Origin of the sequence: Streptomyces sp. NBC_01775 (genome assembly GCF_035917675.1) — a bacterium.
Lineage (GTDB): Bacteria > Actinomycetota > Actinomycetes > Streptomycetales > Streptomycetaceae > Streptomyces.
Window position 1 is genome coordinate 931,407 of record NZ_CP109104.1, and the last position, 24,057, is coordinate 955,463.

The 24,057-nt window shown below is 70.8% G+C and carries 18 protein-coding genes and 2 pseudogenes; 11 read left to right on the forward strand and 9 right to left on the reverse strand.

Features of this window, described 5'->3' with window-relative positions:
• Positions 1–94 precede the first annotated feature (94 nt).
• Together OHB04_RS04540 and OHB04_RS04545 are read left to right on the forward strand one after the other, a co-directional pair.
• On the forward strand, positions 95–1,546 hold the full coding sequence (locus OHB04_RS04540) for a cytochrome P450 (protein WP_326686378.1): 1,452 nt from the start codon (positions 95–97) through the stop codon (positions 1,544–1,546).
• Positions 1,543–2,652: a cytochrome P450 gene (locus tag OHB04_RS04545; protein ID WP_326806847.1), complete on the forward strand. Its 1,110-nt coding sequence runs from the start codon at positions 1,543–1,545 to the stop codon at positions 2,650–2,652. Before OHB04_RS04540 ends, OHB04_RS04545 begins: the two co-directional genes overlap by 4 nt.
• Positions 2,653–2,795: 143 nt before the next feature.
• Here OHB04_RS04545 and OHB04_RS04550 read toward each other — a convergent pair whose 3' ends face one another.
• Both OHB04_RS04550 and OHB04_RS04555 read right to left on the reverse strand, forming a co-directional pair.
• Positions 2,796–3,380, reverse strand: coding sequence for a flavin reductase family protein (locus tag OHB04_RS04550; protein ID WP_326686380.1), 585 nt, complete (start codon positions 3,378–3,380; stop codon positions 2,796–2,798).
• Entirely contained in the window at positions 3,377–3,826 is a 450-nt protein-coding gene (locus OHB04_RS04555; protein WP_326686381.1) for an ester cyclase, read from the reverse strand. Before OHB04_RS04555 ends, OHB04_RS04550 begins: the two co-directional genes overlap by 4 nt.
• Positions 3,827–4,081: 255 nt before the next feature.
• Between OHB04_RS04555 and OHB04_RS04560 the strand changes: the two genes are divergently transcribed.
• From OHB04_RS04560 to OHB04_RS04580, 5 genes are read left to right on the forward strand one after another with little or no spacing between them, the layout of a single operon-like run.
• Positions 4,082–5,221, forward strand: coding sequence for an LLM class flavin-dependent oxidoreductase (locus OHB04_RS04560; protein WP_326806848.1), 1,140 nt, complete (start codon positions 4,082–4,084; stop codon positions 5,219–5,221).
• Entirely contained in the window at positions 5,218–5,820 is a 603-nt protein-coding gene (locus OHB04_RS04565) for an amino acid synthesis family protein (protein WP_326686383.1), read from the forward strand. Before OHB04_RS04560 ends, OHB04_RS04565 begins: the two co-directional genes overlap by 4 nt.
• Before the next feature lie 5 nt (positions 5,821–5,825).
• A complete protein-coding gene (locus OHB04_RS04570) occupies positions 5,826–6,377 on the forward strand; it encodes an amino acid synthesis family protein (RefSeq protein ID WP_326692585.1) in 552 nt (183 codons plus the stop codon).
• Positions 6,374–7,255 (forward strand): alpha/beta fold hydrolase, encoded by an 882-nt coding sequence (locus OHB04_RS04575; protein WP_326806849.1) that lies wholly within the window; start codon positions 6,374–6,376, stop codon positions 7,253–7,255. Before OHB04_RS04570 ends, OHB04_RS04575 begins: the two co-directional genes overlap by 4 nt.
• Positions 7,227–8,729 (forward strand): aldehyde dehydrogenase, encoded by a 1,503-nt coding sequence (locus tag OHB04_RS04580; protein ID WP_326686385.1) that lies wholly within the window; start codon positions 7,227–7,229, stop codon positions 8,727–8,729. Before OHB04_RS04575 ends, OHB04_RS04580 begins: the two co-directional genes overlap by 29 nt.
• A gap of 90 nt (positions 8,730–8,819) precedes the next feature.
• Here the strand turns inward: OHB04_RS04580 and OHB04_RS04585 are convergent, their stop codons facing one another.
• The gene (locus OHB04_RS04585) at positions 8,820–9,545 is read right to left on the reverse strand and encodes a GntR family transcriptional regulator (RefSeq protein WP_326686386.1); all 726 of its coding nucleotides are present in this window, start codon (positions 9,543–9,545) and stop codon (positions 8,820–8,822) included.
• A 192-nt stretch (positions 9,546–9,737) separates the two neighbouring features.
• Here OHB04_RS04585 and OHB04_RS04590 point away from each other — a divergent pair, with 192 nt between their 5' ends.
• On the forward strand, positions 9,738–11,249 hold the full coding sequence (locus tag OHB04_RS04590; protein ID WP_326686387.1) for a purine-cytosine permease family protein: 1,512 nt from the start codon (positions 9,738–9,740) through the stop codon (positions 11,247–11,249).
• 315 nt (positions 11,250–11,564) lie between these two features.
• On the opposite strand, the pseudogene OHB04_RS04595 reads toward OHB04_RS04590, so the two are convergent.
• A pseudogene (locus OHB04_RS04595) lies at positions 11,565–12,127 on the reverse strand (TSUP family transporter); the annotation flags it as partial.
• 292 nt (positions 12,128–12,419) lie between these two features.
• On the opposite strand from OHB04_RS04595, the gene OHB04_RS04600 reads away from it, so the two are divergent.
• Positions 12,420–13,487: a terpene synthase family protein gene (locus OHB04_RS04600; RefSeq protein ID WP_326686388.1), complete on the forward strand. Its 1,068-nt coding sequence runs from the start codon at positions 12,420–12,422 to the stop codon at positions 13,485–13,487.
• 156 nt (positions 13,488–13,643) lie between these two features.
• Here the strand turns inward: OHB04_RS04600 and OHB04_RS04605 are convergent, their stop codons facing one another.
• Complete coding sequence (locus tag OHB04_RS04605) at positions 13,644–15,113, reverse strand: cytochrome P450 (RefSeq protein ID WP_326806850.1); 1,470 nt, start codon at positions 15,111–15,113, stop codon at positions 13,644–13,646.
• 92 nt (positions 15,114–15,205) lie between these two features.
• Positions 15,206–16,792: an NAD(P)/FAD-dependent oxidoreductase gene (locus OHB04_RS04610; RefSeq protein ID WP_326809400.1), complete on the reverse strand. Its 1,587-nt coding sequence runs from the start codon at positions 16,790–16,792 to the stop codon at positions 15,206–15,208.
• A 580-nt stretch (positions 16,793–17,372) separates the two neighbouring features.
• Between OHB04_RS04610 and OHB04_RS04615 the strand changes: the two are divergent.
• Positions 17,373–17,860: pseudogene (locus tag OHB04_RS04615) on the forward strand (RNA polymerase sigma factor); the annotation flags it as partial.
• 307 nt (positions 17,861–18,167) lie between these two features.
• Here OHB04_RS04615 and OHB04_RS04620 read toward each other — a convergent pair.
• Entirely contained in the window at positions 18,168–18,671 is a 504-nt protein-coding gene (locus OHB04_RS04620; RefSeq protein WP_326686390.1) for a DUF6924 domain-containing protein, read from the reverse strand.
• Positions 18,672–18,926: 255 nt separating this feature from the next.
• On the reverse strand, positions 18,927–19,676 hold the full coding sequence (locus tag OHB04_RS04625) for a DUF4232 domain-containing protein (protein ID WP_326806851.1): 750 nt from the start codon (positions 19,674–19,676) through the stop codon (positions 18,927–18,929).
• Positions 19,677–20,421: 745 nt separating this feature from the next.
• Between OHB04_RS04625 and OHB04_RS04630 the strand changes: the two genes are divergently transcribed.
• Positions 20,422–21,180: a glutamate racemase gene (locus tag OHB04_RS04630; RefSeq protein ID WP_326809401.1), complete on the forward strand. Its 759-nt coding sequence runs from the start codon at positions 20,422–20,424 to the stop codon at positions 21,178–21,180.
• Between the two features lie 174 nt (positions 21,181–21,354).
• Here the strand turns inward: OHB04_RS04630 and OHB04_RS04635 are convergent, their stop codons facing one another.
• On the reverse strand, positions 21,355–23,898 hold the full coding sequence (locus OHB04_RS04635) for an Hsp70 family protein (protein ID WP_326806852.1): 2,544 nt from the start codon (positions 23,896–23,898) through the stop codon (positions 21,355–21,357).
• Positions 23,899–24,057: the final 159 nt, after the last annotated feature.

The following is a 24,057-nucleotide window of genomic DNA, read 5'->3' on the forward strand; positions in this document are numbered from 1 at the left end:
GGAGCGATCTGCCGTGCCCGGGACGACGGCAGGACGCACACCCGAAGCCCTGTCGCGGTTGTCCCGGAGAGCGCAGCCCTACAGGATGTTCGCTGTGTCAACTTATGCCTCAGCAAACCCTCTTGGTGACCCCTGGCCCCGCGTCCGTTCGCCGTGGCCCGCACGCGGCGCCCCGCTCTACGGGCAGGATTTCGCCCGCGATCCGTTCTCGTACTACGAAAGCCTCCGCAAGACCTTCGGCCCTGTGGCTCCCGTGGCGCTGGAGGAGACCGGCGCCCTCCGCGGCTATCTCGTCCTGGACCACGCCTACCAGGTGGAGATCCTCCAAAACCGCGGCCATGTCTGGACACGGGACTCCCGCTGGTACCGCGACCTGGCCGAGGGGGTACTGCCCCCCGACCATCCGATGATTCCCCAGTTCGCCTACCGGCGCAGCCGCCTCAACGCCGAGGGCCCGGAGCACGCGCGCCTGTCGGGGCCCGGCAACAAGGCGCTCGGCGAGCTGGATCTGCTCCGTACCCGCGACCTCATCGAAGACCTGGCCAACCAGCTCATCACCGCGTTCTTCCCCGACGGGGGGCCCCGGGAGCAGAACGAGGCCGACATCCTGGACCAGTACGCGCTACAACTGCCCCTGCTGGTCATGATGCGGCTGATGGGCATGGACGAGGGCAGCGCGCTGGCCACCGGCAACGCCATCCACGAGATGCTCAGCGGCGGACCGGGTGCCGAGAACGCCGCCGCCGAACTGGATACCCGGATGCGGGCCCTGGTCGAGGAGAAGCAGCGCGCGCCGGGGCCCGACCTCGTCTCCTGGACACACCATTACAACCGGCTCACGCAGCAGGAGCTGGACACGCACGAGCTGGGCGAAGACGTGTGGCTCCAGATAGTCGCCGGGCGCGGCGCCAGCACGACCTGGATCTGCAACACCGTGCTGGAGCTGCTGACCAATCCGGACCTGAACGCCGACGTCATCGCCGGGCGCTGTCCGATGGACGAGGCGATGAACCGCGTCATGTGGGTCAACGCACCGATCCAGAACCTCATCGGCCGCTGGGCCACCCAGAACACCTCGCTCGGCGGATACCCGGTGAACGCGGGTGACATGGCGATCATCTGCCTCGGGGCGACCGGTGCCGACCCGGCGATGCGGTCTGCCAGCTTCGATGTGTCCCGCACCAACAGGTCACATCTGGCCTGGGGCGCCGGGTCCCACGGGTGTCCGGCGCAGGAGCTCGGCACGCTCATCGTCCGGGCCGGACTTGAGGTCCTGTGGAACAGGCTTCCGGGGCTCCGGCTGGCGGTCCCCGAGGAGGAGCTCGCCTGGGACCTGCCGTACGTTGCCCGCTCCCCCACCGCACTCCCTGTGACCTTTCCCCTCCCCCCGACTCCACCGACGAATGGACAGCAGTGGACAGCCCTGCCCAGGTTCATCTCGAACCCGCCCCGGCCGATCTCCACAGAACCGAAGGAGCAGCACTCCGAGCCGCAGGGCCGGTTGCCGCTGTGGCGCTCCCTGGTGGCGTGGTGGCCAAAGCGGTGACGACCCGGGAGGCCGCCACCCTGGTGCTGACCGATCCCCGCTTCTCGAAGGACATCAAGCACTGGGGCGCACACGCGCGCGGGGAGATACCCCCGGACTGGCCGCTGCTGTTCATCGTGGAGGGCAAGGGCCTGCTCACCACCGACGGCGACACCCACCGGCGCCTGCGGCTCCCCGTCCAGCGCGCCATCTCCCCCCGCCGGGTGCAGGCGCTGCGTCCTCATATCGAGGCCATCGTCGACCGCCTGCTGGCCGAGCTGAGCGCCGTGCCCGCCGGTGAGGAGACGGACCTGCACGCCGGCTTCGCGCTCCCGCTGCCGCTGGAGGTCATCTGTTCCCTGCTCGGCGTGCCCGAGGACGGTCCGCTGCGCGAGGAACTGCGCGAGCTGTCGGCCGCGGCGATGAACTCCGAGGCCGACGTGGAAGAGGTCCAGAACACCGTCGGGCGTGACTTCCCGGTGGCTCTGCTGTCCCTGATCGAGCAGAAGCGCGCCCGCGGTGACCGGGACGACCTGATCATGGAACTCGTCGCGGCCATGGACGAGGGGCAGCTGACGGAGGCGGAGGTCATAGGGAACCTCGTGGTCACCGTCATCGGCGGCCACGAGACCACGGCCAACCTGATCTGCCATGCCGTCAGAGGGCTGCTGACGCACCCCGGGACGCTCGCGGACGCCAGGGCCCGGCAGGACGCGGGCGAGAACCCGTGGCCCGACATCGTGGAAGAGGCCCTGCGCTGGGAGTCCCCCAGCCGCAACCTGATGTTCCGCTACGCCACCGAGGACGTGGCCGTCGACGACGAGGTCATCCGCGAGGGAGAGGCGGTGCTCGTCCCGCTGCCGGCCGTACAGCGCTGCCCGCGCTCCTTCCCCGACCCCGATCCCGAGGTCTTCGCCCCCGGCCGCCCGGACGTCTCCCGCCACATCGCCTTCGGCGTCGGTCCCCACCGCTGTCCGGGCGCGTCCCTCGCCAGGCTGGAGGCCGAGATCGCCCTGCGGCGGCTGTTCGAGGCCTTCCCCGGGCTGGGGCTCGTCCCCAGACCGGCCGCGCGCGTGCCGTCCCTGGGCATGAACGGCTACAAGGAGCTGCCGGTCCTGCTGCGCTGAGCCGGCCCGCGCCCCGTACGGGCGTCTGCCGCCGAGCGGCAGGCCCCGCGGGCGCGCCCGGCAGGGCGAGGTGGGCGTCCCGGACGGTCCGGGGGAGGCCCACCTCCGCCGGCCGGGGGGTCAGAAAGTGCCTGGCCCGCTGGTCAGGAGGCCGCCTGGTCGAGGCGGCCTCCGTCGTAGAAGCCGCCGGCGCTGTAGATGAGCGGCGGCCGGTCCGAGTGAGCTGCCTCGACGACGCGTCCCACGAAGATGGTGTGGGTCGTGGTCTGGAGTCGCTCTTCGATGCGGGCTTCCAGGGTGGCGGAGCTGTGATCGATCAAGGGTGAGCCGTGCGCCGCCGGGGTCCAGCGCAGTTCGGCGAACTTGTCGCTGCTCTTGGTGGCGAACACCGAGGCCACGGGGAGCTGGTCGGCGGCGAGGATGCTGATGCCCATGTGGCGGGAGCGGAAGAGGGGCTCGTAGGTGGAGGAGGTGCGCTGGACGCACACCATCACCAGCGGCGGGGACAGCGAGATGCTGGAGAAGGCGTTGACGGCGAGGCCGCGGGGGCGGTCACCGTCCATGGTGGTGACGATGGTGACGCCGGTGACGAACTTACGGTGCAGCCCCTTGACCTGGTCCTCGGGCACCTCGGGCGTCTCCGGTGCCTCTGGCGTCTCCGGTGCCTCGGCGGCGGTTGCGGCGGCCGGGGCGTGGTCCGGGGCGCGGGTTCCGGTGCGGGTGGTCATGCGGTGGTCGCCTCCAGCCGGGAGTTCTGCTCGAACGCGCTGTCCAGGGTGATGATCCCGAGGGCCTGGAGCATCTGACGCGGGTCCCAGGTGACCCACTCCTCGGTGATCAGCCCGTTCTCCACGCGGGAGAAGGTCGCGCCGGAGACCGTCACCCGCCGGCCGGTCGCCGGCACGTCCAGGAGCGGTCCGGTGTGTGTGCCGCTGCTGTGCCAGCGGGTGGCGGCCCGGCCGTCGGCGACGAGGCAGTCGTCGATGACGGTCCGCAGATCGGGCAGTGCCGTACGGCAGGCGGCGATTCCGGCTTTGAGGTCCTCGCGCGTCTGGGCGGTACGGCCGTGGCGGACGTACCCGGGGGCGAGCAGCTGGTCCAGCGCTTCCGTGTCGCCGTGGTTCCAGGCTGCCGCCCAGGCCGCCTCGATCCGGCTCTTGAGGTCGGTGCTCATCCTCTTCCCTCCCGTGGCAACGGAGAGTCTGCGTTGTGTGGCAGGAAGCTATGAACGTCGAGCTTGCATGTCAATAGTTCGCACACTAGAGAGGCTGACCCCTGGGCGAGAATTCCGCTCTATCCCGCTTCTACCTGCATGTATGAGGAATCCAGCGACCCCGGTGTCGAACCCCTTGACGCGTTGATGGTGGCCTCCCTAGGTTCCTTCTTGCATGCAAGAGACGTCACACGTTGAGGGATGAGGGGCAGATCCATGCGTTTCTCGATCTTCCACGCGCTCGGGGCTCCAGGTGGGCTCGGCGACTACCACCGCCTGATGCAGGAGGCCCGCGAGTACGCCGTGGCGGCGGAACAGGCGGGTTTCTGGTCGGCCTGGTATACCGAGCACCACTTCGGCCACGAGGGGCAGGAACTCACCCCGAACCCGGTGCTGATGGGCACCGACATCGCAGCGCGTACGGAGCGGCTGCGCATCGGACAGGCCGCGAACATCGTGACGTTCTGGCATCCGCTGCGCCTGGCGGAGGACCTGGCGCTGCTCGATCAGCTCTCCGGTGGCCGCGTCGAGGTCGGCGTCGGCCGCGGCCTGTACGGGCGGGAGGCGATGAACCTCAACCCGCTGGCCGACCCCCGCGACCAGGAGCAGAACCGGGCCCTGTTCGAGGAGACGATGGAGATCCTGCGCAAGGCGTGGTCCGGGGAGTTCTTCGAACACCACGGCCGCTTCCACGACTTCCCGGCGCCGGACGTGCGGTGGAACCACCCGCTCTCCCCCGCGACCGAGGAGTTCACGCACGACGGCGTCATCGACAAACTGGCCGTGGTGCCGAGGCCGTACCAGCGCCCGCACCCGGCGCTGTGGCAGGTCGTCGACTCGCCCCGTTCCATCGAGTCCTCGGCCCGTCAGGGCATGCAGGGGATCTTCTGGCTGCCGCCCGTCTCCGCCCTCAAGAAGCGCTTCGACCTGTACCGGCGTACCGCCTCCGAGGCCGCGGGCCGCCCCTTCGCCCCGGGCGAGGGGCTGGCCCTGGTGCGGGACGTGTACGTGGCCGACACGATGGAGCAGGCCCGAGCCGAGTTCGAGCACGCCCTGTTGCAGACCTACCAGTGGGTGACGCACTGGCGGGGCCTGGCGAACCTGATGGAGGACGGCGAGGAGCTGGGCCCCCAGCACGAGCTGAGCTTCGACTTCCTCAACGACCGCAACCTGCTGGTGGGCACACCCGATCACGTGGCGGGAAAGATCGAGGAGCTGCGGGACGAAGTGGGCCTGGAGCACCTGATGCTGTGGACCACGCACCCGGGATTGCCGCACAAGCACGCCATGCGCAGCCTGGAGCTGTTCTCCGAGCACGTCCTGCCGCGGTTCTCGGGCGAGGGTGACCGCCCGTGAACCCGATACGGCGGATCGTCTCCTCCTGCGAGGAACTGACCACCGAGCTCGGCGCACCCGTGAACACCCCCGTACGCCGCGGTGCCGTGGCCCTCGCGGTGCGCAACCCGTGGGCCCGCCGCGGCATCGTGCCCGACCTCCAGCCCGAGGTGGAAGAGCTGGCGCCGCTCCTGGCCCGGGAGATCGCCGACCGGCTGACCGCCATGCTCGGCGGCGCCGAGTCCATCGCCGCCTTCGGCAAGGCCGCGCTCGTGGGCCTGGACGGGGAGGCGGAGCACGGCGACGCCCTCATCCACACCCCGTACTTCGGGAACGTGCTGCGCGAACTCCTGGACGGCACCTCGATCATCGCCTTCAGCGAGGAGCGGGCCGCGGCCGGCACCACCGTGACGGTGCCCGTCTGGCACAAGACCGACGCGGCGACCCGCTCGCACTACGCAGCGGCGCAGATCCGCGTGCCCGACGGTCCACGGCCCGACGAACTGCTGATCACCGCAGCCGCGGCAACGGGCCCGCGCCCCAACGCCCGCATCGGCGACCGCCGCACCGACCCCGTCGTCACCCTGCAAACCCTGGAAGACCTGGAAGGAACCCGGTGAAACCGATGAACCTCCGCAAGACCGTCACCCTGCTGGACGAGATCCACACCGAGGGCGGACAAGCCGTCTCGCCGACCGCGCGCACCGCCGTCGTCGCCGCTGTCATCGACAACCCGTGGGCAGGGCAGGGCTTCGTGGCGGACCTCGCCCCCGGCATCGACGAGATCGCCCCACAACTGGGCGCTCTGCTGGCCCCGCTGGTCGTCAAGGCGCTCGGCTCCCCGGTCGAGGCGTACGGCAAGGGCGCCGTCGTCGGCCTCGACGGCGAGGTCGAGCACGGCTCGGCGCTCATCCACACCCTCAAGTTCGGCGACCACTTCCGCGAGGCGGCGTCGGCCACCACGCTGCTGCCCGCCGTGGAGAAGCGGGCCGCGGCCGGCACCGTCTTCGACATTCCGCTCAAGCACATCACCGACGCCACCGTCCGCTCCCACCACCAGAGCGTGGAGGTCCGCATCCCCGACGCGCCCCGCGCCGACGAGATCGTGATCGCCCTGGCCGCGGCGGCGCAGGGCCGCCCGCAGGCCCGCCTCGCGCCGCTGAAGAGCGAACAGTGAGCGACGGGACGAATAGCGCGCAGGGGGGTGGCAGCGGGTCCGGGCGGAACCCGGCCCGGGGTCTCGGCCACGTCGACGCGGGCCTCGCCTACGACGACGCGGGTCACGGCACCGGCCTGGTGCTGCTGCACGGTGTCGGCCTGGACCGGCGCATGTGGGACCGCTGCCGCCCCGCGCTCGCCGCCCGCCACCGCACCCGCGCCGTGGACCTGCGCGGCCATGGAGGCTCCTCGCCCGCGCCCGGGGGCGTCACCCTGACAGAGCTGGCCCATGACGTCCTCGGCACCCTGGACGGCCCCGACGGCCTGACGGAACCGGCCCACCTGGTCGGCTTCTCCCTCGGCGCCCTGGTCGCCGCGCGGGCCGCCCTGCTGCGCCCGGAGGCGGTGGCCTCGCTGACGCTCGTCAGCTCGGTGGCCCGGCGCACCGAGCAGGAGAGCCGCGAGGTCCAGCGCCGGCTGGAGACGGCCCGCCGCGACTTCCCCGCCTCCGTGCACGCGGCCGTCGAGCGCTGGTTCACCACCCCGTGGAAGGCGGCGGAGCCGGAGCTGGCCGCCGCCGTACAGGCCACGCTCCTCGCCCAGGACCACTCCTCCTACCTCGCCTGCTACGAGGTGTTCGCCCGCGCCGACCGCGAGCTGTGGCCCCGGCTGCCCGAGATCTCCGTACCCACCCTGGCGGTGACCGGCGAAGCCGACCCCGGCTCCACCCCGGAGATGACCCGGCAGCTGGCCGGCGCGATCCCCGGCGCGCGCGACGTCGTCGTTCCCGGCGCCCGCCATCTCCTCCCCCTTGAGGCCCCCGGCCCCCTGACGACCGAGATCATCCGACACACCACGGAGGTGGACCGTGACCGCACCACGGCTACCGCGCCATGACCACTACATCGGCGGCGCCTGGGTGCCGCCCGCGGGCGGCACGTACCTGCCCAGCACCAACCCCACCACCGGCACCACGTGGTACGAGACCGCGCGCGGCGACCTCACCGACGCCCATCGCGCCGTCGAGGCCGCCGGGGCGGCGTTCGAGGACCCGGCCTGGCGGGACCTGCCCCAGCCCCGGCGCGGTGCGCTGCTGCGCCGCCTGGCCGAACTGATCGGCGAACACGGCGAGGAACTGGCGCGTACCGAAACTCTCGACAACGGCAAGCTGCTCACCGAGATGCGCGCCCAACTGGCGAGCCTGCCGGAGTACTTCCACTTCTACGCGGGTCTGGCCGACAAACCTCATGGCCAGACCATCCCCGCCGCCCGCCGGGAGATCCTCAACTACACCGTGCGCGAACCGCTCGGGGTGGTCGTCGCCATCACGCCGTGGAACTCACCGCTGCTGCTGACGGCGACCAAGATCGCGCCGGCGCTGGCGGCGGGCAACACGGTGGTGATCAAACCGTCCGAGCACACCTCGGCCTCGCTCCTCCAGCTGGCCCCGCTGTTCGAGAAGGCCGGGTTCCCGCCCGGTGTCGTCAACGTCGTCACCGGCTACGGCGACGAGGTCGGCACCCCGCTGGTGGAGCACCCGCGGGTCGCCAAGGTGTCCTTCACCGGCAGTACGGGCACAGGCGCGCGGATCGCGGCCGGCTGCGCCTCGCGGTTCGTCCCCACCACCCTGGAGCTGGGCGGCAAGTCCCCGAACATCGTCTTCGACGACGCGGACGTCGCCAACGCCGCCGCGGGCATCGTCGCCGGGGTGTTCGCCGCGGCGGGCCAGACCTGCGTGGCCGGCAGCCGCGTCTTCGCGCAGCGCGCGGTCTACGACGAGGTGGTCGAACGGGTCTCGGCCCGTGCCGAAGCCATCCGTCTCGGAGACCCGCTGGAGCCCGCCACCCAGCTCGGGCCCCTCGCCATCGAAAGCCAGCGCGACCGCGTCGAGGAATACGTACGGCTCGGCCGCTCCGACGGGGCCCGGGTCGCGGCAGGCGGCCTGCGGCCCGGTCCCGACAGCGGCCTGGACAAGGGCTTCTACTTCCGGCCGACCGTCTTCGTCGACGCCACCAACAGCATGCGGCTGTGCCAGGAGGAGATCTTCGGCCCCGTCGTGGCCCTCATGCCCTTCGACACCGAGGAGGAGCTGATCGAGCTGGCGAACGACACCGTCTACGGGCTGGCCGCCGGGGTGTGGACCCGCGATCTGGCCCGCGCACACCGGGTCGCCTCCCGGCTGGACGCGGGCACCGTGTGGGTGAACACCTACCGCTCCATGTCACCCATGTCGCCGCGCTCGGGCTTCAAATCCAGCGGCATGGGCGTGGAACACGGCACCGAGGCCATGGAGGAGTACACACGGCTGAAGAGTGTCTGGATCGACACCGGCGAAGGGCCGGCCGACGACCCGTTCGTCCTGCGTTCGTGACCCGGAATGCCGGATGAGCACACCCACATCCGTGCGGCGCGGGCCGGTTTCCGTGACAACGGGCCGGCGTCCGTGACGCGGAGGCCGCGCTCAGTCGGCCGCCCGCGGTGCCGTGGGGGGAGCCTGCGGGTCCAGGCTGTCCATCAGGGCACGGTGGCTGGCTCGCACGTGCTCCCGCATCACCCGCTCCGCGCCGTCGCCGTCCTTCGCCCGCACCAGCTCCAGCACGTGGTGGTGCTCGGACTCCGAACGGGTCGGACGGCCCGGCTGCGACAGGGAGGTGTGCACCAGCCGGTGGTAGGCGAGCTGGTTCATCAGCGTGCGGTAGTGATCCGCGAGCTTCGCGTTGTCCGCACCCCGCATCACCAAATCGTGGAACTCGTGGACCAGTTCGGCGTACCGCTCCTGATCTCCGTCCGCGACGGCGGCGTCGGCACGGGCGAGGTTGTCCTCCAGCTCCTCCAGCTCGGGCACCCGGCCGCGCTGGGCCAACAGCCGGGCCGCGGCCCCCTCCAGCAGCTCCTTCATCTGGAACAGCTCGGTGATCTCCCGCCGCGAGGGCGCCGAGACGAACGTCCCCACCCGGGGCCGGATGTTGACCAGGCCCTCGGTCTGGAGCTGCTTGAGCGCCTCGCGTACCGGCGTACGGCTCACGCCGAACGCCTCCGACAACACGATCTCCGACAGGCTCGTCCCCGGGGCCAGCTCACCGGAGATGATCCGCCCGCGCAGCTCACTGATGACCCGGCTGCGGACGCTGGTGCCCCGCAGAGGCTGCTTACGGAACGCCTGCTCCGCATCTCTTGTATCTGGCATGGCACAAAAGCTAGAGACACCTCCCCTGTACGTCAAGGCGACTGAACAGGGCTTACCGAAAACCTGCGAACGGGCCCGATCCGCTCCCGCGTTGGGAGCGGAAGGACCGAGGAGCCACATCGAGGGACCCCGCCCCCTCCCCTACCACTGGCATGCAACACGCGCGAAATCTGGACCGAAGGAGCTCCACACATGGAAACCGCACCCACCGGCGACGCCGGGGCAACGCAGCAACCCGACCACGGCTACCGGGACAACATCACCCAGATCGAGCCGTACGGCATCGACCACATCCCCGACGCGGAACGCCACGGCAAGGCCAGCTCCCAGTTCTTCATCTGGTTCGCCGCCGGCCTCAACTTCCCCATCATGCTGCTGGGGTTCAGCGCCGCCTCTCTCGGTCTGTCCCTGAGCGCGGCGATCTGGGCCATCATCGTCGGCGCGCTCATCGGCTCCGTCGCCATGGGAGTCATGTCCCGGATGGGAGTGCATCTGGGAGTTCCCCAGCAGATGCAGGCCCGCGGCCCTCTCGGCTTCGTCGGGAACCTGCTCCCGGTCGCCTACATCAACGTCTTCGCCGGGGTCGGCTGGGCCGCCGTCACCATCATCCTCGGCGGCAAGGCCCTCGGCGCCCTGATCGGCATCCCCTTCTGGGTCTGCGCGGTGGTCCTCGCCGCTCTCCAGCTGACCGTGGCCGTCTTCGGCTACAACATGATCCACTATCTCCAGCGGATCCTGACCTTCGTCCTCTTCGGCCTGTTCCTGCTGGTCACTGTCGTGGCCTTGCAGCGGGGCAGCTCCGTCCTCGACGCCAATCCCTCAGCCTCGGGCTACACCGGCGCCACCGGAGGCTGGGTCACGCTCGGCGGTCACTTCCTCGCCTTCCTCATCGCCTGGCTCCCGTTCGCCTCCGACTACTCCCGCTACCTGCCCGGCACGCCCCGCGTGAGCCGCAACGCAGGCATCTACACCGCGGCCGGCAACTTCCTCACCCTGTCCTGGCTGGGCATCACGGGGGCGATTCTCGCCGGAACGACCGACTCCAGCGACCCGATCGCGGCCCTCAAGGAACTCACCGGGCCCTGGGCCGTGCCGGCGATGCTCGCCATCTTGCTGTCGTCCTTCTCGCAGAACTTCCTCAACGTCTACGGCGGCGCCATCTCCCTCCAGACCCTGGGCCTCCCCCTGCGCCGCAGCACCTCCGTCACCCTGATCTGCCTCGCCGCGCTCGGAGTCAGCCTGTGGGCGGCGGACGGCATCTACACCTCCTTCGAGGTGTTCCTCAACCTCACCGCCTACTTCATCGCCCCCTACGTCGCCGTCCTGCTCATGGACTACTACGCGGGCCCCCGCAGGGACCGCTCCCGCCTCCCCGAGCTCTACGACCGGGGCCGCGTCCTCGAATGGGGCGCCGTCGCCTGGGTCGTGGGCACTCTCAGCTCGGTGCCGTTCTGGAACTCGTCCCTCTACACCGGCTTCGTCGCCGAGAACCACCCCGAGTGGGGCGAGGTCTCCTACTACGTCGGCTTCGTCGTCGGCGCCCTCGTCTACCTCCTCACCCGTCGGCTTCCGCCGCTGTGGCACCGCTCCCCCGGCCGGCCGGCGGCCGGTGCCGCTCTCCCGGCCGGGAACACCCCCGAAGCCCCGGACGACGCCCGCCCCGGGACCGAACTCACCACCGACCGCCCCGGGCCCACGCCCTGACGCCGTCCGAGGCACCCAGCCGCCGGCCGGAAGATCCCGTCATGATCTTCCGGCCGGCGGCACGCACGCCGCACCTGCGCTCGCCTGCCCCGGCACTTGAACCGCTCGCCGACTCGCGATGAGCTGGAGTGGGCGGCCGATGCCGCGGACTGCGATGAGCATCATCGGCCCGAAACCCGACGTCGACTTCACCCCGCTGCGCGAGCAGGACCTGACCGCCGTCGGCCTCGGTCAGGCCGCTTGACCAACCGCAAGCCTGCTGGTGTGAGCACCGGCCGTACGGTCGAAGCAGCGCCCGGCGCCGGATGGCCTGGTTCAGGTGAGGCCGTCGATGAGCATGAAGGCGGCCACGGCCCCGGCAGCACGACGGCGAAGGTGCGTTGCGGCAGGGTGCCGGTGACCTCGGCAGCCAGGCGTTTGCCGTCCCGGACGCCGAGGATTGCCGTGCCCGTGAAGGGGCCGATCACCGTCCAGTCGATGCCGGCGGTGGTGGCGCCGCGGGTGGCCAGGGAGGCCATGGAGTTCGCCGGGATGACCAGCAGGCTGGTGCCGACGGCGGCCCGCATCTCGAATGCAAGCACGGTGACCAGGGCGGGGACGGCGAGGAATCCTCCGCCCACCCCGAGGAGCCCGGTCGGCGCACCCGGCCCCGCGCCGGTGCCGGCGGCCTTCGCGGGTTGCACCACAGGCGTCTGACCGGTGCTCGCCTGGCTGGGACGCAGCGTTCTGACGGCGGCAAGTGCGGCGATGGCGGCGAACGTGGCGGTCAATACCGGTTGGGGCAGGCGGGAGGCGGCGGCTCCGGCTGTGGCGGCGGGCAGGTGTCCGGCCGCGGCGAACAGGGCGCCGGCCCTCCAGCGGACGTTGCCGGTGCGGGCGCTCTCTACTTCCACATCACCTGCACAGGGCATCAGTTTGTCTCCGTCACCTCCTGAGACTCTCCTCTCTCCTGCGCAACCCTCCCCATGATCCACATCACATGACGCTCCCTCATGTTGATCTCTGTCCGCGTCGGGGCAGGATTGCCGCTGGCAATTTGAGCGGTTGGGAATTCAACGACTGTCACCAGGAGGGTGGGAGCCGCATGGCAACAGAGCGCTTTGACGTCTGCGCAGGTCCAAAGGGTCTCGGCTGCGGGACCCGGCCCATACCCGGAGGACGGGCTGCCATATGACGGGAAACCCGGCGGCCTCGACGCTGCACGAGCAGCTTCCCTCCCCTCCCTTTTGGTGCCCCCTGCCCTCCGCGAGACATCCGGAGGCGGGCTCCCTCGGCGCGGACGCCCTGGAGTGGGCGCGTGAGCGGGGCGTCACGACGGACCCCGCGCGGCTGAGGCGCCTGGAGCAGGCGGATCTCGGCGAGTTGACGGCACGGACGATGCCCCTCGGCCACTCCGCTCCGCTGGGACTCGCCGCCAGGGTGCACGCCGTGCTGTTCGCGGTGGACGACGACATCGACGAGGGCGCCGTCCGGATGCAACAGCTGGCAGCGCAGACCTCACGGACCCTGGCCCTGCTGGAACCGTCGACCGTGCCGCGCCCCGATGACACCGCGCGGGCCCTCGCCCTGCGGGAGATACGGCTCGCCCTGGAAACCCACGGGACGCCGCAGCAGGTCCGGCGCTGGGTCGCCGGGATGGACACTTACCTCTCCGCCGTGGTGAGGGAGGCGGCCCTGCGGCAGCAGAACCAGTTGCCCAGCCTCGCCGACTACGTCCCCATGTGGATGGGAGCGATCGGCATGGCTCCCTCTACCGCTCTGATACCGATCGTCTCCGGACATGAAGTGCCGGAAGACGAACTGGACCGGCCGCAGGTCCGTGCGCTCACCGAAATGACCTGGGCCCTCGTCGCCTTCGACAACGACCTCTACAGCCGCTCCAAGGAACTGGAGCGTGCGGGGGACGACCTGAATCTGGTCGACGTCCTCGCCCACGAGAACGGCTGGTCCCCGCACCGCGCCCAGCAGGAGGCCATCGTCCTCCGGGACCGCGTGATGACCTTGTTCCTGCGGATCCACAGCCGCATCATGCCGGACGCGGGCCCCGGGCTCCGGAATTACCTCACCGCGCTGGGCCAGTTCGTCCGCGGGCACCTGGACTGGGCCGCCGAGTGCCGCCGTTACACCGAGATCGCCGCCAGGAACGGGTCCTGGTGGAAGCCCGAGGCGGACGACGACACCTTGCGCCCCGTCCCGGTGCCGTCCATCGCCTGGTGGTGGCAGCAGGCGGAGAACTGAGCACCGCGGCCGGAGCGCTGCGGCGTGGGGCACGTGAGTACGTGGAGCGGATGAGTGCGTGGAGTACGTGCGGGTGAGCGGGTGAGCGGGTGACTGAGCGTGAGTTATTGACTGAGCGGGGGTGGGACGTCCACCCCCGCTCTTCGGCTGTCTCCCCTACCGCCGTCCGGCCGCGGCCCTGTCGGCCCCGGCGGTGGGCGGGGTGCGCAGGATGTGAACGCGCTTGCCCGGGGTGAAGGTGACCGGCAACTTGTTGAGGTGGCGCGACATCAGGGCCTGCTCCTCGCGCACCTCGCTGCTGGGCACGGCCAACCGCAGGTCTCGCAGCCGTTCGTGCAGGACGTCGATGCCGACCGAGGCGATCCCGCGGACAAGGTCCTGGCCCGGGCATTCGTGCGCGCCGGCGGAGAAGGAGACGTGCGACTTGTTGCCGCGCAAGGGCTCGTTGATGTCGGGCCGGATCTTCGGGTCACGGTTGGCGGCGCCGATGGCGTGCACCAGCAGGTCGCCCTTCTTGACCAGCTGACCGGCCAGCCACGTGTCCACCAGGGCCCAGCGTCCGATCAGCCGGATCATCGGCGGGAAGTCCCAGAGGACCTGCTCCACCGCGTCCGGCAACGTCATCTGAAGGCCCGCCAGCTCGCCGCGGAAGCGCGAGTCGGTCAGCATCATGCGCAGGGTACTGGCGAGGACGGCGGGCATGCTGGAGTGGGTCATCGTGAGGATCATCCGCAGGTGCTCCGCCACCTCACGCCGCAGGTCATCTCCCCCCAGCCCTTCCCGGACCTTGTGGGCGATCAGACGCGAAGTGATGTCGTGGCCCGGGGCATGGGTCTTGCGGTCGACAAGGTCGTACAGCAACGCGGTGACCTGCCGGTTACTCTCGACGGCCGTATCCGAACCCGTGATCGTGTCGGGGACGGAGCCGACGAGCGCCGGTACATGCTCCTCGGACAGGCCGAGGAGGTGAGCAATGACCTGCAACGGCAGGAGGTCGGCGAACTGGGAAACGAGGTCGGCTTTTCCCCGCTCGATGAATTCATCGATGAGCAGACGTGCGCGCCGCGCCACATACAGCTGGATGCCGTGTCCCGCAGATTCCGTCATCGACGCCGAAGAGTTGAAGTTGGACAGGCTCTTCACCACCGCCTTTCGCAGACGGGTGTGTTCCTCGCCGTCGGTGAGATTCAACAGCGGCTGCCAGGCCGTGAGCGGAGCGAGCGGGTGCTGGTCGTCCAGCTGAATGTTCCAGGCCCGTGAATCACGGGTGAAACGCCCGGCATCGCGCATGACTTCGAGATTCTCCTCGTATCCCAGCACCAGCCAGGCAGGAACACCGCCTTGCAGAGTCACCGGGGCGACGGGCCCGTAACGGGCACGCAGGGATTCCTCCGCCGCCGTGAAGTCCGATTCCACGTCTGCTCCGTACAAGGGCGGGGCCTGCGGCCCCAGAGCATGGGCTGGGCATCCGGTGAGCGGGCCCTCCGCTGGCGAGGAGTGCGGCTGGTCTGCTGGCGACGTGTTCACGGGGTGGAACTCCAAGGAACATAGAGCGCTGATCCGACGGACGGGCAGCATATCCCTTACGCCGCAGGTCGTTTGGGGCGCCGCGGGCTGCTCGGGCACTCCCGGAGCGGGCCGGGCCGGGGTACCGGTGGCAACCCCGGCCCGGCCCGCGGACCTCGCCTCGTGAAAGGGGGATTCCGAGGTGACGCCCGTCAGCCCGACGCACGGGAGGGACGCGGGCTGGAGGCCCGCAGCAGTACCTTGGCCAGAATGCGCGGACTCCCCATGGCAGCGGGCGAGGCGAGCATGTGATAAACGCGCATGAATGTCTTCACAATGTGCGGATCCCGTTCATTCACCGCCAGATACAGCAGGCGCTGCTTGTACCAGGCCGTTGCCCGCAGAAGCGCTCCCGGGCGCTCCGAGCGCATGAAAGCCGCCCACACCCGGTCCTCGCTGGTGGACATCAGCCACGGATCCCGCGCGATCCCGGCCACCGTCCGCTGGATCCGACGGGCGAGGCCGTCCAGTTGCGCGTGCTTGTCCAGCGCCTCCCCCAGGGCGACGGCTTCACGGATGGCGACCGTCATCCCCTGCCCGAACACCGGATTGTAGGCACAGTAGGAGTCACCCAGCGCGATCAGCCGGTCCGGCATACGACGCATTCGCGTGTACTCACGCCGCAGATTTTCCGTTCTCTTGTACTGATGGGGCCCCGACTCGGGGGTGGCCTTGTCCAAGAGGGCGTCGAGGTGGCTGTTTTCGAGGTCTCGGGCGAACCGCATCCATTCCGCCTCGTCGCCGGCCCGCCCAGGCGGGTGCGCGCCACCGGCGCCGAAGAGCGTGACGATCCAGCGGCCGTTTCCGATATCGGCCGCGTAGACCCCGCCCGGCCGGTCCGGTGCCTGGTTCATCTGCTGTAGACCGTGAATTCCCCGCGCCGGCGGTTCGGTCACCTTGAAGACTCTGGTCGCATATGCGAGTCCGGCGTCCACCCGGGTTTCCGCCGGGCGTGCGTACCCGGCCGCCTCCAGCCAGTCGGGAAGCCGGCTGAAGCGCCCGGAGGCGTCGACCACCAGTTCCGCAGGCACCGTCTCGGGCTCGCCTTCCGGCGTGCCGGGCTCCAGACGGACCCCGGTGACCGCCTCGCGGCCCTGGTCCACCTCCAAGCCCGCTACGGCGGTGTCGTCCCGGACGGTCACACGCGGCAGCGCCAGGACCCTCCGCCTGACCGCGCCTTCGAAGACGTCCCTGTGCACCGTCTGGACCTCGACCCCGGCCGTCACCCCGGGGAGCGTTCCGGCCCACACCTGCGTGCGGGCGCCCGCTCCGTGATCGAAGACCGGCGCTCCCGCATCACTCAACTCGGCCCGCAGGCCGGGAAAGAGGTTCTCCAGGTGTTCCGCTCCCCGGGCCAGCAGTCCGTGCACGTGCTGCGCCTGTCCGACGCCTGGACGGTGAGCGTCGTCCGGAGGGAGAGCATCGCGCTCCACCAGCACGACCTCCTCGAACCGGCGCGCCAGTACGGCCGCCGTCACCAACCCGCCTATGCCCGCGCCTATGACGACCGCACTGCCCTGTCGACCCTGTCCATCCGGCATGGCCACAACTCTCCTCGCTCCAACGACCCGGAGATCAACCCGAAGACCGGCTTGCAGACCGGCCTGAAGACCAGCTCGGAGGCCGGTCAGCGGATCAACCTGAAGATCAAATACTGCCCCTTCACGACCGATTGAATGCCTGGCGGGAACAGCCGGTGTCCCCTTCCGACCAGCGGCGGTCCAACAGACGACAGCCATGGTCAGCGGTCGGAGCGGTGGTGCAGGCCGTCCGGCACCGGCTCCGGATGGACCCTGGCCGCAGGCGCACGCCTCCTGCGCCAGACCGGAGCCGACCAGGTACCCCCACTCGTCCTCGCCCCGGCCGGGTTGACGACACTGGCCCGGATCGGCCAGGTGATCGTTGAGGTGAACAGCGTCGCCCTGCACGAGAGATGCCGGAGTGTCACTTGTCCACGCGTCGCTCGTCGTAGTGACAGCGGGCGGCTTCGACCACGTCGAGGTGATCGACGGCCCATTCCAGTGACGCAGAGCGCCACCTTGAGGCTCATGCCGACGAGATCGCCTGAGACCGTGTCAGGTGGATGACGTGGTCGCGGATCTCGCGTGCCTGCGGGCGCCTGCGCGTGCCTGCGGTGAGGAGCGAGGGGGCGGCGGATGACGGAGAGGGCCGTGGTGGTGCGACGGCCGTGTCGGGCCGCTTCCGGCGGGCCGCCGGCCGCCGGCCCCGCTCCCGTCGATGGGCCCGCACCGGCGCGGGAGACCCGGGAGGTGACGCAGGACACAGGAACTTCTCCCGTACCGCGGAGAGGGAACGGGTGTGAGGGACTCAGAAAACGAGGTACGCCGCCGCGTACGCGAGGGGGACCGCGCGGCGTTCGCCCAGCTGTACGAGGACTACGCGCGCGCCGTCTACAACCATGCGCTGCGCCTGACCGGCGACTGGTCGACGGCCGAGGAGATCATGTCCGATACGTTCTTGACCGCGTGGCAGACCCGCGCAGGGTGTTGGAGGAGGGCGGCTCTCTCCGGCCCTGGCTGCTGGGCATCGCCACCCACAAGGCGGACAACGCCCGGCGGGGGCAGCGCAGACGGCTGCGGTTCCTCGCGCGCCAGCCGCAGCCGCGCGCGGTGGAGGACTTCGCACCCCGGACGGTCGGGCGCATCGATGACGCACGGCGCCTCCAAGCCGTGCAATCCGCGCTGGGCCGGCTGCGGCACCAGGAGCGGGAGGTGCTCTCCCTGTGCGTGTGGTCCGGCCTGGACTACCAGCAGACCGCCGACGCGGCGGACAAGCCGGCGGCGACCACGGGAAAGAGCTGACCCGTCCGCCCGGCCGGCGCGTGTCGGTTCTCCGCTCGCGGAGGGCGGGCGCTCGCCGGCCCCGGTGGGGCGGGGAGGTGGGCTTCGGCGCACTCACGGAAGGCCGCCACGAGGCGGCTGCGATCCTCGGCGCGGTCCTCTCGCTGGACACCCCGGCCTCGGGCGCCCTGACCCGGAAGCGGATGGACTGGCGTCCCGAGCACCCCACGCTCCTCACCGACCTCGACGCGGGCCACAACTTCACCGCCTGGTCATGCATTTCGCCGCCTGGTCGAGGATCAGCCCGGCACCGTCAGGCGTGGCTCTTCCACCACGAGCGGAACACTCCCGAGGGGTCGGCCTGGGCCGCCGCGGCGAAGTCCTGGAAATCCATGTTGGCGAGCGCGAGATTCGTATGGATCTCGTGGACCCCCGTCGAGACCGTACGGAACTCACAGCCGAACTCGACCATTTCCTCGTACGCCTCGTCGTCGTTCAGGTCCTCCCGGGTGAACGCGGGCACCGCCAGCAGCGGGTGGTGACCGGCCCGCATCGTCGTACGGTCGGCGAGGAAGACCACGCTCAATTCGTCATGCAAGCGTGCGTCCGCGGCGATGGCGGCCAGGACCTCCTCGACGCCGGCACCCGCCCAGGCGGGGTCGTCGACGAGGCAGGGGGTCGGCGCCTCGTGCGACTCCCCCGAGGGCTCCGCCAGGGCCGCTTTCACGGCCTGCCATGCCTGCTCGTCGTCGTAGTCCGTCCTGACGACCACGGCGTCGAAGTCGCCGCGATCGCCCAGGTCCAGAAGCGCCTGCATCTTCCTGTCCGTTCCGTTTCCGTTCCGCTTCCAAAGCACGCGATGGATTCCGGGCGGGAGCGCGGTGGCGTGCGTCTGTGGGTTCCTCGTATGGGGGTTGAGGTTCCGTGGACGCGGTACGGGTGCCGGCCGCGCTCCTGCCCGGGCCCCGCGGTGCACCTTGTTGCCCGGGAGGCTCCCGTCCGACCGGGCGGGTAGGTGGTGCGGGGGGTGTGTGGGCCGGGGGCCTGTTGGTTTCCCTGGGGTGGGTGCTGGTCAGGTGCCGGTGCCTGGGTTGAGGGTGCCGATTTTTGGTGTGGAGGCTTTGCCGGTGGTGAGGGGGCCGTTGTTCCAGGTGGTGCGGAGGGGGGTGTGTTGGCCGGGCAGAGTGATGAGGGCGGTTTTGGGGGTGGTGGTGGGTGTGCCGGTGGTTTTGGGGTTGGGGTAGGACAGGGGCGCCCAGGCGCTGTGTCCGGTGGTGAGTGTGAGGGTGCGGGCGGGGGAGCCGTCGTGTTCGGGGTCGATGGAGGTTTTTTCGTCGTTGTTGTTGAGGAAGGCGAGGCCCGCGTAGCCGCGCAGGGTGCAGGAGTGGCCGGATTTATTGGTCAGGACCAGGGTGTGGTTGTGCTGTCCGGCGCCGGGGTGGTTGGGGCCGATGGTGGCTTTGAGGTCCTGGGTGGTGCAGCTGCCTGGTGTGCTGGTGCTGTGGTTGGCGCTGGAGGTGCCGCTCTTGGAGGTCAGCGTCTCGGTCTTCTCCGGCCCGCCGGTCCGGGCCCTGCTGTGGGAGTTGGAGTCGTTGACGGGGGCGGCGACACCCCGGACCTTGAGGGGGCCGGAGGCGCTGTTGTTGTTGCCACCGCAGCCGGCCAGGAGGACTCCCGCTCCCAGCACGGCCGCCGCGGCTGCGGCGGCCCGCAGCGCCCCGCCCGGCCGGCTTGGCCGGGCCGGTGCGGGGACCAGGCCGGTGCCGGCACGGCCGTCCTCCCGCGCACCGGGCCCGTTGGTCATGTCCTCATGCCGTGCCATCGCCTGCCCTCGACTCCCTGCTCCACGCTGCCACCGCCCCCGGTTACCGGGCCGTACACAACATTCGATGACGAGCACGACAAGAAAGTTCACCCCAACCACAAAAAACTTTCCGACAGGCACACCCGCGGTCTTCGAGCCACCCCGCGGGGGCCCTTGCCACGTTCCCGCTGTCGGTGCCGCGTCCGACGCGGCGGACGAGGGCGCGCAGCAGGTCCACAACTTGGCAGCGCAGCCAGGCGCACGGTCTGCGGGCAAACGTCGGGCTGTGGGCCGACAGTTGGCGCCGCCCGGTCACCCCGGCGCCCGAGCGCCCGGCGCTCGTAGGTCTCGGCGTACGAACTCGGTAACCGCCGCGTTCGTCCGCACCGGCGGACACCACCGGCCCCGGGCCGGTGGCCACTCGGGAACAGCGTGAACGCGCCCGGTGCCGGGCTTCATGGGCGTCGACGACCGGTCCGCACCTGTCAGCACACCCGCGCCGGCCCTTGGAGCCGTAGGACCACTCACCCCGAATTGGTTATGCCATCCGCGCCGCTCAGCGGTGAGACTCGCCGCCGGTGACTGTCGAGGCACACGAGCCCATGAGCCACGCGAGCACGCGAGGCACACGAGGCACACGAACACTTAGGAGGCGACGCTCATGGAGCGCGAGATCACGGAACACGCCGGGCATGGACGTCAGCGCGTCGGGCCGGAACGCGCCGCAACAGCAACTGCGTCCGGGCGGCCCAAGATCGCGCTCATGGACGCCGGGATCGGTCTGCTGGCCGCGGCTGCCGCCGTACGACGGCTGCGGTCCGACGCCGACCTCGTCCTCTCCTCGGACCCCGACGGCATGCCCTGGGGGCCGCGCACTCCGGAGGACATCACGGAACGCGCCCTCGCCGTCGCCGAAGCAGCCGCCGCGTATCGCCCCGACGCGCTGATCGTCGCCTGCAACACCGCCTCCGTCCACGCCCTGCCCGCCCTGCGTGCCCGGCTGGAACCGGAGCTGCCGGTCATCGGTACGGTCCCGGCGATCAAGTCGGCCGCCGCCGGGGGCGGGCCCATCGCCATCTGGGCCACCCCGGCCACCACCGGCAGCCCCTACCAGCGCGGACTCATCCGGGAGTTCGCCACCGGGGTGGCCGTCACGGAGGTCCCGTGCCCCGGGCTCTCCGACGCCGTCGAGTACGCCGACGAGGCGGCCGTCTCCCGCGCGATCGCCGCCGCGGCGGAGCGCACTCCCGCCGGTGCGAGGGCCGTCGTTCTGGGCTGCACCCATTACGAACTCGTCGCGGAACGCGTGCGCGCGGCCCTGCGGCGTCACGGTGCGCCGCCGCTCGTCCTGCACGGCTCGGCCGGCGCGGTCGCGGCGCAGACCCTCCGCCGCACCGGCACCGGCACCGGCACCGCTCCCGAAATCCCCGCCGAGCGCGGCACTTTGACCGTGCTGCTCAGCGGGCGTGCGGCTCCCCTTCCGGCCCCGGCCCTGGCCTATGCCGAGGGCCGATTGCTGTGATCAGCCGGCCCCGCGCACAACCGGGCCCGAACGGCGCGCTCCTTGTCGGCCGCACAGCCACTGGCGTCGAACTGGAAGACCGCTTCGTCGCGGGCACCGTGTGTCGAGACCGGCGGTGAGGTCGAGCCGGACTGAAGCGGGGTACGTGATGGCCATGAGCCGGCACGCGGGCCCTCACCACGAGACGGGAACGGGGACGTGACGGCGCAGGTCGGGCCATCGGGAGGAGCTGACCAGAGCAACGGCCGCGTGGTCGACGGTGCCGGTGGTCGTGTTGCCGGTGCCCAAGTCCTTGGCCGTGACGTGGAGAGTGCCGCCCGGATAGAGGTCGAAACCGACCTCTATCCGGGGCACGCCCTTGGGGGCGGGCGGGAGGGACACTTCGAGGACCGCGAGGGTCCTGTTCCGTGACGCCTCGCCACGTTCGCCCTGCACGACGTGGATCACCGCAGTGGGCTGGTCGTCCATGTGCGTGGTGAAGATCTCGCTGCGTTTCGTGGGGATCGTCGTGTTCCGCTCCACCAGCTTCCGGTTGACGCCCCCCTCGGTCTCGATGCCTATCGACTGGGAGCAGACGTCGAGCAGCAGCACGTCCTTCACAGCGCCGGTCAGGATGCCGGCCTGGATGGCGGCGCCGGTGGCGGCGCCTTCTGGGCCGAGGCCGCGATAGGGTTCCCGGCCGCCGGTGAGCCGGCGGACCAGTTCGCCCACTGCGGGCATCCGGGTGGCACCGCCCGTCAGGATGACCCGGTCGACGTCGGAGAGCGTGAGCCCGGCATCGTGGAATGCTTGCTCGACGGGCCGGCGGCAGCGTTCCAGCAGATCCCGGGTGAGGGCCTCGAACTCCTCACGGGTGAGGACCTCGTCGAGGTGCACGGGACCGTGCGGGCCGGGGGCGAGGTAGGGCACTTGGAGGGAGGTGGCGTGTGCCGCCGACAGTTGCTTCTTCGCCGCTTCGGCCGCCTCCCGCAGCCGCTGCGTCGCCACGGCATCGCCGGCGAGATCCAGGCCGTACTGCTGCTGTACGCGCTTGATCATGTGCTGGACGATCCGCAGGTCCCAGTCGTCACCGCCGAGCTGGGGGTCGCCCGCGGTCGCCGCGACCTCCACGACACCGTCCCCGAGGGTTGTCAGCACGACGTCCAGCGTCCCTCCGCCGAGGTCGAGGACGAGCACAGTGGCGTCGTCGCGATCCGGGGCGTACGCCATCGCCGCGGCAACGGGTCCGCTGATCATCCGCGTGACGGAGAGCCCCGCCCTTTCACCGGCCCGGGCCAGAGCCGCCCGCTGGTCCAGCGCGAAGCAGGCGGGCACCGTCAGCACCGCCCCGTTCAGCGGCCCTCCGAAATGGGCCTCGGCGTCCTCCCGCAGGCGGGTGAGGAGCAGCCCGACGGCGTCCTCCGCCGTGAGCCGTACGTCGCCTCGCGTGATGCTCCAGTCCGTCTCCAGATTCCGCTGTGCCGCACGCACGGTGTGGTCGGGGTTGGTGACAGCCTGCCGCTCGGCGGCCGTGCCGACGAGGATCTCTCCCTGGGCGGTGACGGCCAGCAGGCTCGGTGTCCTCACCGCTCCCTCGGCGTTGGGGATCAGCCGGACCTTCCCGTCCTCCAGGACACCGGCCGCCGAGTTCGTCGTACCGAAGTCGATACCGATGACAGGCAGGCGCCTCGCGTCCGGTCCGCGCCCCGACGGACGGGCGGCGCCCGGAGGGTCCGCAGGCCGGCGGGGCCGCCGTGCCCTGCCGTCCCGGCCGACCGGGTCTTCTCGTCGCGGCGCCGTGGCAGTGGGGGCGTCGTGGGCCGGTGTGGGGCCGGCCGTTTGGGTGTACGAAGCGGTCGGTGTCGTGGTGCGGTTGTGGATGAAGGTGTTCACGGCGTGGGGCCAGGGGGAGACGCCGGGGAAGTGGTCCGGCGGGGTCCAGTGCGAGGAGATCCGCTCCAGCAGTTCCGCGAGTTCGGGCCGCTTTTCGGGATCTTTGGCCAGGCAGGCGGCGGCCAGGTCGTGGAGCGGTCCGTGGAGTGTGTCCAGGCGCGGCGGGTCGTTGACGACGCGGTGCAGGATCGCGGGGGGCGGGCCTTGGCCGAACGGTTCGACACCACTGGCGGCGAAGGCGATCAGCGCTCCGAGTGCGAAGACGTCGCCGGCCCGGCCCACCCGGCCGCCTTCGGCCTGCTCCGGGGACATGAAGCCGGGCGTGCCGATCGCAGTACCGGGGGCTGTCAGGGCGGTTGAGTCCAGGGTCTGGGCGATCCCGAAGTCGATCACGCGGGGCCCGTCGGCGGCCAGCAGCACGTTCGAGGGTTTGAGATCACGGTGGAGCAGGCCGACGGCGTGGATGGCCTGCAATGCCTCCACCAGCCCGGCCGCCAGCGGCCACACAGAGTCCTCCGGCAGCGGCCCGGCCTTGGCCACGGCCGTGGCCAGGTCCGGCCCGGGAATGTAGACGGTCGCGATCCACGGCGGGTCATCCTGCGGTCCGGCGGCCACCACCGGAGCGGTGAACGCCCCGCCCACCGCCCGAGCCGCCTCCACCTCCCGGCCGAAACGACGCCGGAACTCGGGCTGCCGCGCGAGAAATGGGTACACGACCTTCACCGCCACCGCCCGCCCGCCCGGCGACCGGCCAAGGAACACCTCGCCCATCCCCCCGGCGCCCAATCGGCCGCGCACCACGAAGTCCCCGACCCGCTCCGGATCCCCCGTCTCCAACGGCTCCACCCCGCACCCTCCCCCGTCTGGAACACACGAGCCCACCCGACCCCTACCCCACCACCAAAACCGCCACCCCGACACCCGATCGGCGCCCCCACCAGCAGCTCCCGCCCCCTCCGGGGTTGGTGGTGTGACGGTGCCCTGCTGGTTGCGCAGAGGGGTGGA

Excerpts from the sequence above, each read along its gene's own strand:
- OHB04_RS04550 (WP_326686380.1), bottom strand. The coding sequence starts at position 3,380 with ATGACCACCCGCACCGGAACCCGCGCCCCGGACCACGCCCCGGCCGCC.
- OHB04_RS04555 (WP_326686381.1), bottom strand. The coding sequence starts at position 3,826 with ATGAGCACCGACCTCAAGAGCCGGATCGAGGCGGCCTGGGCGGCAGCC.
- OHB04_RS04560 (WP_326806848.1), top strand. The coding sequence starts at position 4,082 with ATGCGTTTCTCGATCTTCCACGCGCTCGGGGCTCCAGGTGGGCTCGGC.
- OHB04_RS04570 (WP_326692585.1), top strand. The coding sequence starts at position 5,826 with ATGAACCTCCGCAAGACCGTCACCCTGCTGGACGAGATCCACACCGAG.
- OHB04_RS04585 (WP_326686386.1), bottom strand. The coding sequence starts at position 9,545 with ATGCCAGATACAAGAGATGCGGAGCAGGCGTTCCGTAAGCAGCCTCTG.
- OHB04_RS04590 (WP_326686387.1), top strand. The coding sequence starts at position 9,738 with ATGGAAACCGCACCCACCGGCGACGCCGGGGCAACGCAGCAACCCGAC.
- OHB04_RS04600 (WP_326686388.1), top strand. The coding sequence starts at position 12,420 with ATGACGGGAAACCCGGCGGCCTCGACGCTGCACGAGCAGCTTCCCTCC.
- OHB04_RS04610 (WP_326809400.1), bottom strand. The coding sequence starts at position 16,792 with ATGGCTGTCGTCTGTTGGACCGCCGCTGGTCGGAAGGGGACACCGGCT.
- OHB04_RS04620 (WP_326686390.1), bottom strand. The coding sequence starts at position 18,671 with ATGCAGGCGCTTCTGGACCTGGGCGATCGCGGCGACTTCGACGCCGTG.
- OHB04_RS04625 (WP_326806851.1), bottom strand. The coding sequence starts at position 19,676 with ATGGCACGGCATGAGGACATGACCAACGGGCCCGGTGCGCGGGAGGAC.
- OHB04_RS04630 (WP_326809401.1), top strand. The coding sequence starts at position 20,422 with ATGGACGCCGGGATCGGTCTGCTGGCCGCGGCTGCCGCCGTACGACGG.